At 73.1% G+C, this 14,561-nt stretch carries 13 protein-coding genes; 6 read left to right on the top strand and 7 right to left on the bottom strand.

Features of this window, described 5'->3' with window-relative positions; translation table 11 throughout:
- Positions 1–3: 3 nt before the first annotated feature.
- The 3 genes from BCL76_RS01330 to BCL76_RS01340 are packed head-to-tail and all read right to left on the bottom strand — an operon-like array spanning position 4 to position 3,343.
- Positions 4–1,146, bottom strand: coding sequence for an acyl-CoA dehydrogenase family protein (locus BCL76_RS01330; RefSeq protein WP_109777391.1), 1,143 nt, complete (start codon positions 1,144–1,146; stop codon positions 4–6).
- A gap of 11 nt (positions 1,147–1,157) precedes the next feature.
- Positions 1,158–2,183 (bottom strand): LLM class F420-dependent oxidoreductase, encoded by a 1,026-nt coding sequence (locus BCL76_RS01335; RefSeq protein ID WP_109777392.1) that lies wholly within the window; start codon positions 2,181–2,183, stop codon positions 1,158–1,160.
- Positions 2,183–3,343, bottom strand: a complete 1,161-nt coding sequence (locus BCL76_RS01340) for a CaiB/BaiF CoA transferase family protein (protein ID WP_109777393.1) — start codon at positions 3,341–3,343, stop codon at positions 2,183–2,185. The genes BCL76_RS01335 and BCL76_RS01340 overlap by 1 nt, the downstream gene beginning before the upstream one ends.
- A gap of 287 nt (positions 3,344–3,630) precedes the next feature.
- Here BCL76_RS01340 and BCL76_RS01345 point away from each other — a divergent pair, with 287 nt between their 5' ends.
- A complete protein-coding gene (locus BCL76_RS01345; RefSeq protein WP_109777394.1) occupies positions 3,631–4,830 on the top strand; it encodes a saccharopine dehydrogenase family protein in 1,200 nt (399 codons plus the stop codon).
- Between the two features lie 80 nt (positions 4,831–4,910).
- Here BCL76_RS01345 and BCL76_RS01350 read toward each other — a convergent pair whose 3' ends face one another.
- The gene (locus BCL76_RS01350) at positions 4,911–5,588 is read right to left on the bottom strand and encodes an endonuclease V (protein ID WP_109777395.1); all 678 of its coding nucleotides are present in this window, start codon (positions 5,586–5,588) and stop codon (positions 4,911–4,913) included.
- Between the two features lie 26 nt (positions 5,589–5,614).
- Here BCL76_RS01350 and BCL76_RS01355 point away from each other — a divergent pair, with 26 nt between their 5' ends.
- Both BCL76_RS01355 and BCL76_RS01360 read left to right on the top strand, forming a co-directional pair.
- The gene (locus BCL76_RS01355; RefSeq protein ID WP_030771519.1) at positions 5,615–5,914 is read left to right on the top strand and encodes a YciI family protein; all 300 of its coding nucleotides are present in this window, start codon (positions 5,615–5,617) and stop codon (positions 5,912–5,914) included.
- 291 nt (positions 5,915–6,205) lie between these two features.
- Positions 6,206–6,727: a GNAT family N-acetyltransferase gene (locus BCL76_RS01360; RefSeq protein WP_109777396.1), complete on the top strand. Its 522-nt coding sequence runs from the start codon at positions 6,206–6,208 to the stop codon at positions 6,725–6,727.
- On the opposite strand, the gene BCL76_RS01365 is transcribed toward BCL76_RS01360, so the two are convergent.
- The 3 genes from BCL76_RS01365 to BCL76_RS01375 form a co-directional block, all read right to left on the bottom strand.
- Positions 6,728–7,813, bottom strand: coding sequence for a WD40/YVTN/BNR-like repeat-containing protein (locus BCL76_RS01365; protein ID WP_109777397.1), 1,086 nt, complete (start codon positions 7,811–7,813; stop codon positions 6,728–6,730).
- Positions 7,814–7,937: 124 nt separating this feature from the next.
- Positions 7,938–9,581: an amidohydrolase gene (locus BCL76_RS01370; RefSeq protein WP_109777398.1), complete on the bottom strand. Its 1,644-nt coding sequence runs from the start codon at positions 9,579–9,581 to the stop codon at positions 7,938–7,940.
- Positions 9,582–9,680: 99 nt separating this feature from the next.
- Positions 9,681–10,427, bottom strand: a complete 747-nt coding sequence (locus BCL76_RS01375; RefSeq protein ID WP_109777399.1) for a TetR/AcrR family transcriptional regulator — start codon at positions 10,425–10,427, stop codon at positions 9,681–9,683.
- Between the two features lie 71 nt (positions 10,428–10,498).
- On the opposite strand from BCL76_RS01375, the gene BCL76_RS01380 reads away from it, so the two are divergent.
- The 3 genes from BCL76_RS01380 (at position 10,499) to BCL76_RS01390 (ending at position 14,412) form a co-directional block, all read left to right on the top strand.
- The gene (locus tag BCL76_RS01380) at positions 10,499–11,947 is read left to right on the top strand and encodes a purine-cytosine permease family protein (protein WP_109777400.1); all 1,449 of its coding nucleotides are present in this window, start codon (positions 10,499–10,501) and stop codon (positions 11,945–11,947) included.
- A 227-nt stretch (positions 11,948–12,174) separates the two neighbouring features.
- The gene (locus tag BCL76_RS01385; RefSeq protein WP_109777401.1) at positions 12,175–12,591 is read left to right on the top strand and encodes an SsgA family sporulation/cell division regulator; all 417 of its coding nucleotides are present in this window, start codon (positions 12,175–12,177) and stop codon (positions 12,589–12,591) included.
- A gap of 177 nt (positions 12,592–12,768) precedes the next feature.
- On the top strand, positions 12,769–14,412 hold the full coding sequence (locus BCL76_RS01390) for an ABC-F family ATP-binding cassette domain-containing protein (RefSeq protein WP_181382392.1): 1,644 nt from the start codon (positions 12,769–12,771) through the stop codon (positions 14,410–14,412).
- Positions 14,413–14,561 lie beyond the last annotated feature (149 nt).

Below are 14,561 nucleotides of genomic sequence, written 5' to 3' on the forward strand. Positions count from 1 at the left end.
AGTTCAGCCGAGCAGGGAACGGCCGATGATCTCCTTCATGATCTCGGTCGTGCCGCCGTAGATGGTCTGGATGCGACCGTCGACGAAAGCCCGGGCGACCCGGTATTCGGTCATGTAGCCGTAGCCGCCGTGCAGTTGCAGGCAGCGGTCGGCGACGCGCTTTTGCAGTTCGGTGGCCCACCACTTGGCCATCGAGGCGTGCACGTGGTCCAGTTCGCCGTTGGAGTGGTCGGCGATGCAGCGGTCGAGGAAGGTCCGGGTGACGGCGACCTCGGTGGCCATCTCCGCCATCTCGAACCGGATGTGCTGCAGCTTGGCCAGCGGACGGCCGAAGGCCTCGCGTTCCTTCACGTACCGGGTGGTGATCTCCAGCAGATGCTCGGCGGCCGCGATACCGGCCATCGCGATGCCCATCCGCTCCTGTGCGAGGTTGGTCATCAGGTGGACGAAGGCGCCGTTCAGCTCGCCGAGCAGGTTCTCCTTCGGGACGCGTACGTCGTTGAAGAAGAGCTCGGCGGTGTCCTGGGACTTCTGGCCGATCTTGTCGAGGTTGCGGCCGCGCTCGAAGCCCTCCGCGCCGCGCTCGACGACCAGCAGCGACAGGCCGTGCGCCCCGCCCTCGGGGGTGGTCTTCGCGACCACGATCACCAGGTCGGCGAGGATACCGTTGGAGATGAAGGTCTTGGAGCCGTTCAGCACCCAGTGGTCGCCCCGGTCCTCGGCGGTGGTCCGGATCCCCTGCAGGTCGGAGCCGGCGCCCGGTTCGGTCATCGCGATCGCGGTGACGGTCTCGCCGGAGCAGAATCCGGGCAGCCAACGGCGCTTCTGCTCCTCGGTGGCGAGCGAGGTCAGGTAGGGCCCGATGATGTCGTTGTGCAGGCCGATGGCCAGCCCGGGGGCGCCCGCGCGGGTGAACTCCTCGGCGATCACGGCGGCGTAGCGGAAGTCGGTGTTCCCACCGCCGCCGTACTCCTCCGGGACGGCGAGGCCCAGCAGTCCCTGGCGGCCCGCGGCCCGCCAGGCCTCACGGCTGACGATGCCGTCCTTCTCCCACTGCTCGTAGTGCGGCAGCACCTCCTTGGCGAGGAAGGTGCGTACGGTCTCGCGGAACGCCTCGTGGTCGGCGTCGAAGATCTGGCGTTTCATCGGACGGCTCCCTAAAGCCAGTTCTTGACGGTTTCGATCAGCTTGGCCGGCTCGGGTCCGACCGGGGTGACGTTGAGCATGGTGACGCCCGCCTCGCGGAAGGCCTCGACGCGCTCGCGTACGTAGCCCTCGGGCCCGCACAGCGTCATCAGCTCGCAGAACTCGTCCGGTACGGCAGCGGCGGCGTCGCGCTTACGGCCGGCGAGGTAAAGCTCCTGGATCCGCCGGGCCTCTTCCTCGTAGCCGTAGGCGACGGCCAGGTCGTTGTAGAAGTTGTTGCCGACCGCGCCCATCCCGCCGACGTACAGGGCGATCTGCGGGCGCGCGAGGTCCCGTACGGCGGCCGCGTCGTCGCCGATGGCGAGCAGGCCGCCCGCGACGGTCTGCAGCGGGCCGAGCTCCGGCGACCGCTTGGTCGCGCCCTCGGCGAGCGGGCCGCCCCAGACCGCGGCGGCCTTCTCCGGGATGAACAGCGTGGGCAGCCAGCCGTCCGCGATCTCGGCGGTCAGCCGCACGTTGGCCGGGCCGAGCGAGGCGACGTACACGGGGATCGTGGGGCGGACCGGCCGGGTGAGGATCTTCAGCGGCTTACCGAGCCCGGTGCCGCGCTCCGGCGGCAGCGGCATGTCGGTGATGCCGTGGTGGTCGATCGTCTCGCGGCGCCAGATGCGCCGGCACAGCTCGACCGTCTCGCGGGTCCGGCCGAGCGGCTTGTCGTACGGCATCCCGTGCCAGCCCTCGACGACCTGCGGGCCGGACGCGCCGAGGCCGAGCAGCGCCCGGCCGCCGGAGAGCGCGTCCAGGCCGGCGGCGGTCTGCGCGATGAGGCCGGGGGTGCGCGAGTAGACGTTCAGGATGGCCGAGCCGATCTTCAGCCGCTCGGTGCGGGCGGCGAGATAGCCCATGATCGTCGGGGAGTCGAACCCCCAGGCCTCGGCCACCCATACCGCGTCGAGTCCGGCCGACTCCAGCGCGGCGGCCTGGTCGGCGGCCCGGCGCGGGTCGCCCGCGTAGTCGAGCATCATCGACAGTTCCATCAGTTCTCCCCCTTCTCCTTCACGAGCAGTGCCGGCACGTCCCAGTCGGCCGCGACCGACTCGGTGTGCGCGCCCGGCAGCGCCGGACCTGTGGTGAGCGCGCCCGGAGTCGTCGAGAAGCGGGGCGCGGGCGCGGGCTGGACGATCCCGCCGAAGTCGGTGAAGGTCCCACGGGCGGCGAGGTGCGGGTGGTCCGGGGCCTCGCGCAGCGAGAGCACGGGCGCGACGCACGCGTCGCTCCCGTCGAAGACGGCGGTCCACTCCGCGCGCGTACGGGTTCTGAAGCGCGCGGCGACGACCTCCCGCAGCTCGCCCCAGCGGGCGAGGTCCTTGCGGGCCGGGGCCTGGTCCTGGATGCCGAGGAGCGCCACGAAGGTGTCGTAGAACTGCTGCTCCAGCGCGCCGACCGCCATGTACAGGCCGTCCGAGGTCTCGTAGGTGCCGTAGAAGGGGCAGCCGCCGTCGAGGAGGTTGGCCCCGCGGCGGTCCTGCCAGCCGCCCGCCGCCATCATGCCGTGGATCATGGCGGTGAGGTGGGCGGTGCCGTCGACGATGGCCGCGTCGACGACCTGGCCGGCGCCGGTGGCGCGGGCGTGGTGCAGGGCGGCGAGGACCCCGATGACCAGGTAGAGCGAGCCGCCCGCGTAGTCCCCGACCAGGTTCGCAGGGACGGCCGGCGGCTCCCCCGGCTTCCCGATCATGCCGAGGGCGCCGGTGACGGCGATGTACGCGATGTCGTGCCCGGCGGTCTCCGCGAGCGGGCCGTCCTGGCCCCAGCCGGTCATCCGGCCGTAGACGAGCTTCGGATTGCGGGCGTGGCACTGCTCCGGTCCGACCCCGAGGCGCTCGGCCACCCCCGGCCGGAACCCTTCGACGAGCACGTCGGCCCGCTCGACCAGGTCCAGGACGCGGGCGGGCCCGTCGGCGGCCTTGAGATCGAGCAGGACGGACCGTTTGCCGCGGTTGGTGATGTCGTAGGCCGGATCGACCGCGAGCGCGCCACCGCCGGGCCGGTCCACCCGTACGACGTCGGCGCCCAGGTCGGCGAGGAGCATGGCGGCGAACGGTCCGGGGCCGATGCCCGCCAGTTCGACGACGCGCACCCCGGCGAGCGGGCCGGGCCCGCTCGCGTCCCGGTTCCCGTTCCCTGTCACTGCCATCGGGCCCCCAGCGGCTCTGGTGTGCATGGTGTGCGTGGTGTGCGGCTATGTGACACAACTGATGTAACACCAGTGATGCTAGGAACGTGTTCCATCGAACACAAGCCCCCGGGCGGGGCTCCCGGGGGATCACCCGGCCCCGGAGCGCCCGGCTCGGCGCGCCGTTCTCCGCCGCCCGGCGCGCCGTACGCCGCTCGCACCCGCTCGCACCCGCCCGTACCCGCTCGTCCACGCGGCCGAGCATCGCGCTAGCCTCGGCCACCGACACCCCCTGGGAGGAGCCGCTCATGAACGCAACTGTCCCGCACGACCGGCCGGAACGCGCCTACGACGTCGTGCTGTTCGGCGCCACCGGGTTCGTCGGCGCGCTCACCGCCGAGTACCTCGCCGCGCACGCGCCCGCCGGCTGCCGGTGGGCCCTCGCCGGCCGGGACACCGCGAAGCTGGAGCGGCTGCGCGAACGGCTGGCCTCGATCGACCCGGCGTGCGCGCGGCTCCCGCTGCTGCGGGCCGACGCCCAGGATCCGGCGGCCGTGCGCGAGCTGGCCGCGTCCACCAGGGTGCTGGCCACGACCGTGGGCCCGTACGTCTGGTACGGGGCGGAGCTGGTGGCCGCCTGCGCCGAGGCGGGCACGGACTACGTGGACCTCACCGGCGAGCCCGAGTTCGTGGACCGCATGTACGTCGAGCACGACGCGCGGGCCCGGGAGACCGGGGCCCGGATCGTGCACGCCTGCGGCTTCGACTCGATCCCGGCCGACCTCGGGGCGTACTTCACGGTCCGGCAGCTGCCGCAGGGGGTCCCGCTGGCGGTCGACGGGTTCATGCGGTCCAACGCCCTCTTCTCCGGCGGGACCCTGGCCTCCGCGCTGACCGCGCTGAGCCGCGGCCCCCAGACCCTGGCCGCGGCGCGCGAGCGCCGGCTGCACGAGCCCCGGCTGCTGGGGCGGCGGGCCCGTGGGCCGGTGGGGGTACCGCGCTTCAGTCGGGAGACCGGGACGTGGGCGATGCCGTTGCCTTCGCTGGACCCGCGGATCGTGGCCCGGTCGGCGGCCGCACTGGAGCGGTACGGCCCGGACTTCCGCTACCGGCACTACGCCTCCGTCAAGCACCTGTCCGTCGCGGTGGGTGGTACGGCGGCGCTCGGCGCGACGGTGGCGCTGGCCCAGGTGCCGCCGGCCCGACGGTGGCTGATGAACCGCTGGGAGCCGGGCCAGGGACCGGACGCGGAACGCCGCGCGCGCAGCTGGTTCACCGTGCGGTTCGTGGGCGAGGGCGGCGGCCGGCGCGTGTTCACCGAGGTCGCGGGCGGCGACCCCGGCTACGGGGAGACGGCGAAGATGCTGGCCGAGTCCGCGCTCTGCCTGGCCCACGACGCCCTGCCGCAGGTGGCCGGACAGCTGACGACGGCCGTGGCGATGGGCGACGCCCTGATCGCCCGCCTGCAGAAGGCCGGGATCACCTTCCGGGTGGCGGACGCCCGCTGACGGGCGGCCGCCGGCCGGCCGATCGCCGGACCCGGCCGGGGTGTACGCACCGGCCGGGGTGTACGCACCGGCCGGCTGCGTCAGGAGGCCTCTCGCAGCGCCTTGCGGCACAGGGAGTCGGCGTGGCGGGTGGTCTCGGGGATCCGGAAGCGGGGGCTCAACGCCAGGGCGTGCGCGCAGGCGTTGTCCAGCGAGACCCGGTGCCCGACGGACACGTAGACCGGCTTGATCCCGTCCTGCGTGCGCAGCGCCCGCCCGACCTCGGTCCCGTCGGCCGCGAGCAGCGCGGTGTTGTCGCCCCGCCGGGCGCCCGGTTCCTCGTAGGTGAAGGTGAACGGGTTCTTCGCGACGCCGATGGCCGGGAGCCCGGTGACCACCCCGAGGTGGCAGGCGAGGCCGAAGCCACGGGGATGCGCGAGGCCGTAACCGTCGCAGACGACGAGGCCGGGACCGGTCTTCAAGGCGTCGAGGGCGGCCAGCACGGTCGGCAGCTCGCGGAAGGCGAGCAGTCCGGGCACGTAGGGGAAGCTGACGTGCCCGACGGCGGTGGCCTGCTCGACGACCTCCAGGGTGCCGGCGTCGAGCACCACGGCCGCGGCGGCGACCAGGTCGCGCGCGTCGTCGTAGGCGACGTCCACTCCCGTGACGAAGCCGTGGCCGGGTGGCGGGCCGGGCTCGGTGAGCACGACCTGATGGCGCAGTTCGTCCTGTATCGCCCGGGCCTCGGCCTCGTCGGCGGGGATCTTCACACTCGTCATGATGGAGCGAGAGTAGCCTGGCGATCATGTTCGTCATGGAGCTCACCTACACCGCCCCCCTCGAGTCCGTCGAAGAGCAGATGGACGCTCACATCGCCTGGCTGGACGGCTACTACGCAGCCGGCGTCTTCCTCGCGTCGGGGCGCAAGGTGCCGCGCGACGGCGGCATGATCCTGGCCGGCGGGGTGTCCCGGGCCGAGATCGAGCGGATCGCGGCCGAGGACCCCTTCACGGTGGCGGGTGTCTGCGACTACACCATCACGGAGTTCATCGCCACGAAGACCTCGGCGGACCTGTCGACGGTGCGGGAGAACCCGATCGCGTAGTGCGGTGACCGGCACGGCCCACCGGGTGGCGACGCCCGGCACGGCGGCTCGTCCCTCGGGTCGGCCCGCCCCGGTCGCCGGGGAGGGGGCGCGCCGCACCGGACGCCGCGACCCGGCGGACCCTTGCGACCATGGCGCAGCCGCGCGAGGGCGGCGGATGCCTGCCCCGTCCTCCCCAGGTCCCCCGTCCCGACCCCGGTCCGACCCGTTCGACCGATCCGACCGGTCCGACCCGTTCGACGGGCTCGGCCCGCCCTCTTCGCCCCCTCGACCGCCCCCGCCGGAGTGTTCATGCAGCCCCGCCCCGCCCTCCCCGCCGACATCCCCGAGCTCATACGCCTGCGCGCCGTCGCCCTCGACGCGCTCGGGGTCGACCCCGGGCCCGCCGACGCCGCCTGGCGGGAGGTCGCCCGTCCCTGGTTCCTGGATCGCGTGGGCGACCGCCCCGACGTGCGGTGCCTGGTCGTCGGCGGAGCCCCCGGCGAACCGCTGCTCGCCACCGGCATGGCCTGGGTCACCTACCACCTGCCCAGCCCTCGGTGGACGGACGGCCGGCGCGGCTACCTCGACGGGATCGTCACCGACGCGCCCGCCCGTGGGCGCGGCCACGGCCGCCGGATCGTCGACGCGCTGGTCGGTTGGCTCGACGGCATCGGCATCCACTACGTCCAGCTGCACGCGAGCCCCGACGGCGAACCGGTCTACCGGGCCGCGGGCTTCACCGCCGGGCGCTACCCGGGGATGGACCTCTTCACCACCCCCGCGCCACCGGCGGCCCCGGTGTCCCCGACCGCCGCCGCTCCCGCGAGCTGATCAGCGGCGCCGTTCCAGCCGCGCCACCCGTCCCTTCTCCCCCGCCGCCCAGCACCCCGTGTCGGCCGCGCAGTCGACCGTGTCGAAGGAGCCCGCCTCCAACGGCCGCCAGCCGCGGCCGCCGTCCGTGGTCACATCGGTGCCCGTGGGCCCCACCGCGAGCGCCGTCCCCCGGCTGTACGGGAACCAGGCCGCGCCCGAGCGGTAGGCCGGCGGCGGTGTCACGGCCTGGCGCCAGGTGCGTCCCCCGTCGGCGGACACGGCCGCGGCCTGCGGGGAGGCCTGCCCGGTGCGGTAGTCACCGCCGACCGCGAGTCCCTTCGTACGGTCCCGGAAGGCGAGGGCGAAGACGCCACGCGCCGGATCGCCCGCCGGGACGGTGGATTCGGCGACCCGCCAGGTCAGGCCGCGGTCGGCGGAGTGCAGCACGCGGGCCTGCGCCCCGCCGCCGGTGGCCAGCCAGACGTCGCGCGGGCCGGAGCTCACCAGGCACTGGCCGCTCGCGGCGAAGCCCGCCTCGCCCGGGAGGGCCTCGGGCATGCCCTCGTTCGACAGGACCCGCCAGTTCCGGCCGCCGTCGTCGGTGGCCAGGATGCGGAACTTCCCGTCCACCGGATCGCTCATCGCCAGACCGTGCCGGGCGTCGAAGAAGGCGAGGCAGTCGTAGAAGGCACGCGGGTCGGGGTTGCGGAAGGCCTCGCTCCAGGTGGCTCCGCCGTCCTCGGTGCGCAGCACTCGGGAGGCTTCGCCCTCCCCGATGGACAGGGCCACCGCGTGCCGCGCGTCGAAGGCCTCGATGTCGCGGAACTCCAGGCCCTCCGCGACCGCGCCGGGTGGCGAGACGTCACGCCAGCTGCGGCCGCCGTCCACCGTGCGCAGCACGGTCCCCTTGGACCCGGCCACCCAGGCCGTACTCCGGGTGACCGCCGCGAGCCCGCGGAACCGCACGTCGCCCTTCCCGGTGTCCTTCAGGGACCAGCCGGCGCCGCGTAAGTCCTGCGCCACCGGGGCCTGGTCGGGCGCCGGGCCCGCATCGGCCCGGGCCGGGGCCGCCGATACCCCCACGACCAGGGCTGCCGCGCACATGCCGATTCCGAGTTCCAGAAGTCTCATGGCGCCGGAAGCTAACGCACCCCGGACGCACCGTCCAGAGCGCCGTCCGGCCCCTGCCGCCGCACTCGCCGCACCTGCCGCAGCCCCCGTTCCCGGGTCACAGGCCCGCGTCGCGGTGGGTCACGCCGCCGTCGACGACGGTCAGGAGCACGGGCAGGTCCGGCAGTTCGGTGGCGGCGACGGTGAGCGGGTCGTCGGCGAGGACCGTCAGGTCGGCTCGGTGGCCGATGGCCAGCCGGCCCGCCAGGTGCTCCTCCCCCGCCGCACGGGCGGCGTTGACGGTCATGCCCTGGAGGGCCTGGAGGGCGGTGAGGGCCTGCTCGGGACCGTGCGGGGCCTGGGTGAGGTCGCGGCTGGGACGGCGGTGGCGGGCGCCGCCCATCACGCCGAGCGGCGGGTACGGGGCGATCGGCCAGTCCGATCCGAGGACCACGGTGGCTCCGGAGTCCCACAGGTCACGGCAGCGCCAGGCGCGCGCGGCACGCTCCTCGCCGAGCCGCCGGGACCAGTTGTCGGTGTGGTCGGCTCGGGTGAAGTCGCAGCAGTGGGTGGGCTGTACGGAGGCGATGACACCGAGCTCGGCGAAGCGGCGCAGGGTGTCGTCGGGGACGGTCTCGATGTGCTCGACCCGATGGCGCACCCTGACCCCGGCCCCGGACCTGGACCCGTCGGAGGCCTGGGCCTTTTCGATGGCGTCGAGCACGTGCCGTACGGCGGCGTCGCCGATCGCGTGGGTGGCGACGGGCACGCCGGCCCGGTGGAACTCTCCGACGATCCTCGTGAAGACCTCGGGGTCGGGCCAGAAGGCGTGCGTGGACTCGCCGTTGCGGTCCGGCTGTTCCAGCCAGGCCGTGCCGTTGTCGATCGTGCCGTCCATGAAGATCTTCACGCCCTCGGTGCGCCAGAGCCTGCCGCCGACGCCCTGCCCGGCGATGAGCTCGCGCACGGCGTCGGCGTCGGAGCCGGGCTGGCACCAGGGCGCGACGCGCAGGCGCAGCGGCAGTTGGCCGGCCTCGTCGAGTTCGGCGTAGAAGGCGAGGCTGTCCCCGTTCGCGTCCATGGCGTGGCCGCCGGTCAGCCCGGTGGCGGCCATCGCGCGCAGTGCGGCGGCCAGCCGGTCGCGGCGCTCGGCGCGGGTGGGCTGTGGGGCGACGCGTTCGACGAGTTCGCAGGCGGCGTCCTCCAGGAGGAGGCCGGTGGGCCGGCCCTCGGCGTCGCAGACCACTTCGGCGGAGGCCTGGTCGAAGGTGCGCGGCCCGTCCACGCCCGCGAGTTCGAGGGCACGCCGGTTGGCCAGCATGGAGTGCGCGTCGAAGAGGAGGAGGGTGGCGGGCACGCCGTCGAGTACGGAATCGAAGGGGGCGGTCTCGACGGGCCGGTCACCGAAGGCGTTCGGGTCCAGGCCCCAGCCGGTCAGCCAGGCGCCGCGGGCGAGCCCGCGTACGCCGGCGGCGAGCGTCTCGCGGAGCTGCTCCAGATCGGTGCAGCCCGACAGGTCCAGGCCGTGGGTCAGTTCGGCGCCGGAGACGGGGTGGATGTGGCCGTCGACCAGGCCAGGGGTCACGACGGCCCCCTTGAGGTCGACCACCGTGGTCGAGGCGTCGGCGAGCGCACGGACGTGGCTGTCGTCGCCCAGCGCGGTGATCCGTCCGCCGGAAGCGGCCAGGGCCGTGTCCGGCAGGAACCCGCCGGTGGCCGGGTCGAGCAGGCGGGCGTTGAGCAGGACGAGAGGGGTGCGCACGGAGCCTCCAGCGGGGGCGGGACGGGGAGCGTCGGGCGGGGGTGAGGGGCAGGCGGGGGAAGCCGGCCGCATGAATCAGGCGTCGGGGGTGAGCATGAATCAGGCGTCGGGGGTGAGGGCGCCGTGGGGCAGCCCGAGTTCGCGTTCCGCGGTGGTGACCGCCATCCGGGTCACCGCCTCGGGACGGCCGCGGTCCTCGGTGTTGGCGTGGGCGCCGAGGCCGTCGAGGACGACGAGGATCTGGATCGCCGTGACGTGCGGGTCCTTCGTACGGAACTCGCCGCACCCGACGCCCTCGCGGATCACCTCTTCCAACCGGCCTCGCCAGGCGGCCTCCTGCTCGGCGACCCGGTCCCGCAGGGGCGGCCGGTAGCGGCTGAGGTGGCGGGCGTTGATCCAGAGCCGGCTGATGGCGTCGTAGGCCTCTCCGGAGGTGCGGGCGAAGAACCGCGCGAGCCGCCCGGTCGGGCTCGACACGTCCACGTCCGCGGGAGCGGGGGGGCCCGCCGCTCCGGCGGACCCTGCCGCCTCGCCGGCGGACCCTGTCGCGGCCGTCGGGGTGGCCGTCGCGGTGGCCGTCGCGGGGGGCGCCTGCGCCCCGACCGGCAGCAGGATCTCCAGCTCGGCCCCGGCGGCCGTCCCGAACGCCTCGGCGACCAGATCCTCCACCGAGGGGAAGTAGTGACTGATCAGCCCAGGCCGGACATCGAGCTCGTCGGCGATCCGGCGCAGCGTGAGGCACTCCAGCCCTTCGGCCAGGGCGACGGCGGCGGCCGTCTCGACGATCTCGGCCCTGCGGGCCTCCGGGGACTTGCGGATTCGCTTGCGCTGGACGCTTGACGACATACCGAGGATGCTATTGAGTGTGCGACCAATAAGCAAGCGAGGCGGATACGCCCAGCACCCGGAGGTCCCCCATGGCGTCCCCGATTCCCGACCCGCCTCCCGGCTCGCACCCGGCCCCCGGAGCGGCCGGACAAGCCACGCCCACCCCGGAGCGGGCCACCCGCGTCGAGGCGCACGGCATCGACCACATCCCCGATTCCGAGCGCCACGGCCGCCCCCGCGACCTGTTCTCCGTCTGGGCGGCGGCGAACGTCAACTACCTCAGCCTGGTGATCGGCGGCGCACTGGTCCTCATGGGGCTGAACCTGTGGCAGTCCGTCGCCGTGATCGTGGTCGGCAATCTGTTCTGGCTGCTCACCGGCCTGCTCGCGACCTCGGGCCCGGCGGCCGGCGCACCCAGTGAAGTGATCACCCGGGCCATGTACGGGGTCATCGGCAACCGCGTGATGAACGCGGTCGGCGGCTGGCTGGTCTCCGTCTGCTACTTCGCCCTCAACCTGGCCGCCGCGGCGGCCGCGGCCTTCGCCCTCGTGGAACGGGCCGGCATCACGGCGAACACCGGGATCAAGGCGGTCGTCATCGTGACCATCGCCGCGTTCACCCTGGCCATCAGCGTCTACGGGCACGCGATGATCATGAAGCTCTACCTTCCGATGACCCTGGTCCTGGCCGCGGCCTTCGCCGTCGTCGCCGTCGCCGTGCTCGGGCACACCGACTTCTCCTACCGGCCCGCCGCACCCCTGACCGGAGTCGACCTCTGGGCGGTACTCCTCGCCGGCGTCACCCTCATCGCCTCGGGCCCGCTCTCGTACACCACCAGCGCCGACTTCTCCCGCTACCTGCCCCGCTCGTCCTCGCGGAAGGCGATCATCGGCTGGACCACCCTCGGAGCCTTCCTCCCCAGCGTCGCCGTCTGTTCCCTGGGTGCGTTCGCAGCGACCGCGGTGGACATGAGCGACCCCCAGGTCGCGCTGCAGCAGATCCTGCCCGGATGGTTCCATCCCGTCTTCCTGCTCGCCCTGATCCTCGGCACGATCTCCGTCAACGCCCTGACCGCCTACAGCGCCGGGCTCGCCCTGCAGGCCGTCGGGATCCGCATCCGACGCTCCGTCAGCGTCCTGTTCGACGGGGCCGTCGCCGTCGCCGTGACCTTGTACGGCCTGCTCGTCTCGAACCTCCTGGACACTGTCAGCAACTCCCTCCAGCTGATCGTCGTCCTGATCGGCCCGGTCATGGCGATCTACGCGACCGACATCCTGCTGCGCCGGTTCCGTTACGACGGCCGGGCGCTGGCCGACGAGAGCCCCGGCAGCCCCTTCTGGTACACCGGCGGCGTCCATCTCGCGGGCGCGTTCGCGCTCGTGGCCGGGGTGGGCGCGGCCGCCCTGTGCGTCGACACCCTCTACACCGGGCCGATCGCCTCGGCCCTGGGCGGCCTCGACCTCTCCCTGCCCGTCGGCATGACCGTCTCCGCCGCCGTCTACGCGGCCTCGGCGCAGGTCCTTACGCCTGTGGAGTGATCGGTAACCGGCCCTTCTCCGAGGCGCCCCGGACCCACCACGGTGCGGGGCCGCCTTCGGGCACATCGCCTGTCCGGTCACTCTGTGCGATCACACAGAGTAGTTCCGGCCAATCGGTGACACAGCTCACGCAACGGCCCATGCACGGATTTGCCGATTCCCGCGTCTATCGGGTTGCCGGGCCCCACCCACAGTCCGGCAGCAGATCCGCCGCAAGGGAGTGAGCCTTGATCACTGTCATCGAGCAGGCCGCACAGGCCCGTCTGGTCGCCACCGCGCCGAAGGTCGAGACCGTGCCCGTCACCCTCTGCTACGACCGTGCGGATCCGTTCGCCGTGCGCATGGCCTTCCCCGCCCCCGCCACGCTGGAGGGCGTCGAGGTCTCATGGACCTTCTCGCGCGAGCTGCTGGAGTCCGGGCTGGACCGCCCGTCCGGTTACGGCGACGTACGCGTGCGCCCGTACGACGGTGACCGGACCACCATCGAGTTCCACGCGACGGAGGGCGTCGCGATCGTGCTCATGCTGACGGCGGAGCTGCACCGCTTCCTGGAGCGGGCGGCGACCGTGGTGCCGCCCGGCCTCGAACACCTCTACCTGGACATGGACCACAGCCTGGCCGAGCTGATGAGAGGCACCTGCTGAGTAATTCGATTGCGGGCGGCCCCGGCCGCCCGTAGCTTCGTTGACGGCCCATCCCCGTCGAAACGGAGCAGGACATTGCTCGTCTGAGGTTCGAGACACCGACCACCACGCCCTGCGGCTGAACCGTCGGCTGTCTCCCCGCGTTGCACGCACCACTCACGCAACCTGGAGGCCTCCATGAGTCACGCCCCTGCTTTCATCACCTGCTCCACCCTGTCCTTCGACTGGCCCGACGGCACTCCCGTCTTCGACGGGTTCCAACTCGCCGTGGGTCCCGGTCGCACCGGCCTGATCGGGCTCAACGGCTGTGGGAAGTCCACGCTGCTGAAGCTGATCGCCGGCGAACTGACCCCGACCGAGGGCCAGTCCTCCGTCGCCGGCTCGGTCGGCTACCTCCCGCAGAACATCACCCTCGACACCGCGCTGCGCGTGGACGAGGCGCTCGGCATCCACGCCACCCGCGCCGCGCTCCACGCCATCGAGGCGGGCGAGGCCACCGAGGCGAACTTCACCGCCGTCGGCGACGACTGGGACGTGGAGGAGCGGGCCCTGGCCACGCTCGACCAGCTCGGTCTCGCCCGGATCGGCCTGGACCGCACCGTCGGCGAGCTCTCGGGCGGCGAGTCCGTACTGCTACGGCTGGCCGCCCTGCTGCTGGCCCGCCCCGACGTCCTGCTGCTGGACGAGCCCACCAACAACCTGGACCTACGGGCCCGCAGTCGGCTGTACGCGGCGGTCGAGTCCTGGTCCGGGGTGATGCTGCTGGTCAGCCACGACCGGGAACTGCTGGAACGGGTCGACCAGATCGCCGATCTGCGCGACGGCGAAGTGCGTTGGTACGGCGGCAACTTCACGGACTACGAGGAGATGCTCGCCGCCGAGCAGGAGTCCGCCGAACGGATGGTCCGGGTGGCGGAGGCCGACGTCCAGCGGCAGAAGCGCGAACTGGCCGACGCCCAGGTCAAATTGGCCCGGCGCAAGCGGTACGGGCAGAAGATGTACGACAACAAGCGCGAACCGAAGATCGTGATGGGCGCGCGCAAGCGCGCGGCCCAGGAGTCGGCGGGCAAGCACCGGATCATGCACACCGAGAAGCTGGCACAGGCGAAGGAACGCCTGGACCAGGCGGTGGAGGCGGTGCGCGACGACGACGAGATCCGCATCCAGCTGCCCGCCACCCAGGTCCCGCCGGGACGGCAGGTCCTGAGCCTGAGCGATCTACGCCTGGCCCACGGGGCGGCCGTGCCGGGCGAGTGGGAGCTACGGGGTCCGGAGCGGATCGCCCTGGTGGGCCGCAACGGCTCGGGCAAGACCACCTTGCTGCGCACGATCGCGGGGCAGCTCGCGCCGGAGTCCGGGGCGGTGGTGGCGCACGTGACGACGCGGTTCCTGCCGCAGCGGCTCGACGTACTGGACGAGAGCCGTTCGGTGGTGGAGAACGTGGCGCGCTTCGCCCCGCAGGCCACCAACAACCTGATCCGGGCCCGGCTCGCGCACTTCCTGTTCCGCGGCGCCCGGGCGGACCGGCCGGCCGGCACGCTGTCGGGCGGCGAACGCTTCCGGGCGGCGCTGGCGGCCCTGCTGCTGGCGGAGCCGGCTCCGCAGCTGCTCATGCTGGACGAGCCGACGAACAACCTGGACCTGTCGAGCGTGCGGCAGCTGACCGACGCGCTGGAGTCGTACGAGGGCGCCCTCGTGGTGGCGAGCCACGACGTGCCGTTCCTGGAGTCGATCGGCATCACGCGATGGCTCCTGCTGGACGGCGAGCTGCGACCGACCACGGCCGAGGAGGTCCGGGACACCCTGTGGTCGGCCGAGTGACAGCGCGTCGGCCTCGTCGGTGGGTCCGGTCTCCGGACCCACCGACGAGGCCGGTCAAGCGGAATCAATTTTTTCGCGTCGAAACGGGGCTCGCGAACCACCTGCCGGCGTGATTTCGACCCCCTCGAACCCGCCTCAAGCCGGTCGTA

The organism is Streptomyces sp. CG 926 (genome assembly GCF_003148825.1).
Classification (GTDB): domain Bacteria; phylum Actinomycetota; class Actinomycetes; order Streptomycetales; family Streptomycetaceae; genus Streptomyces.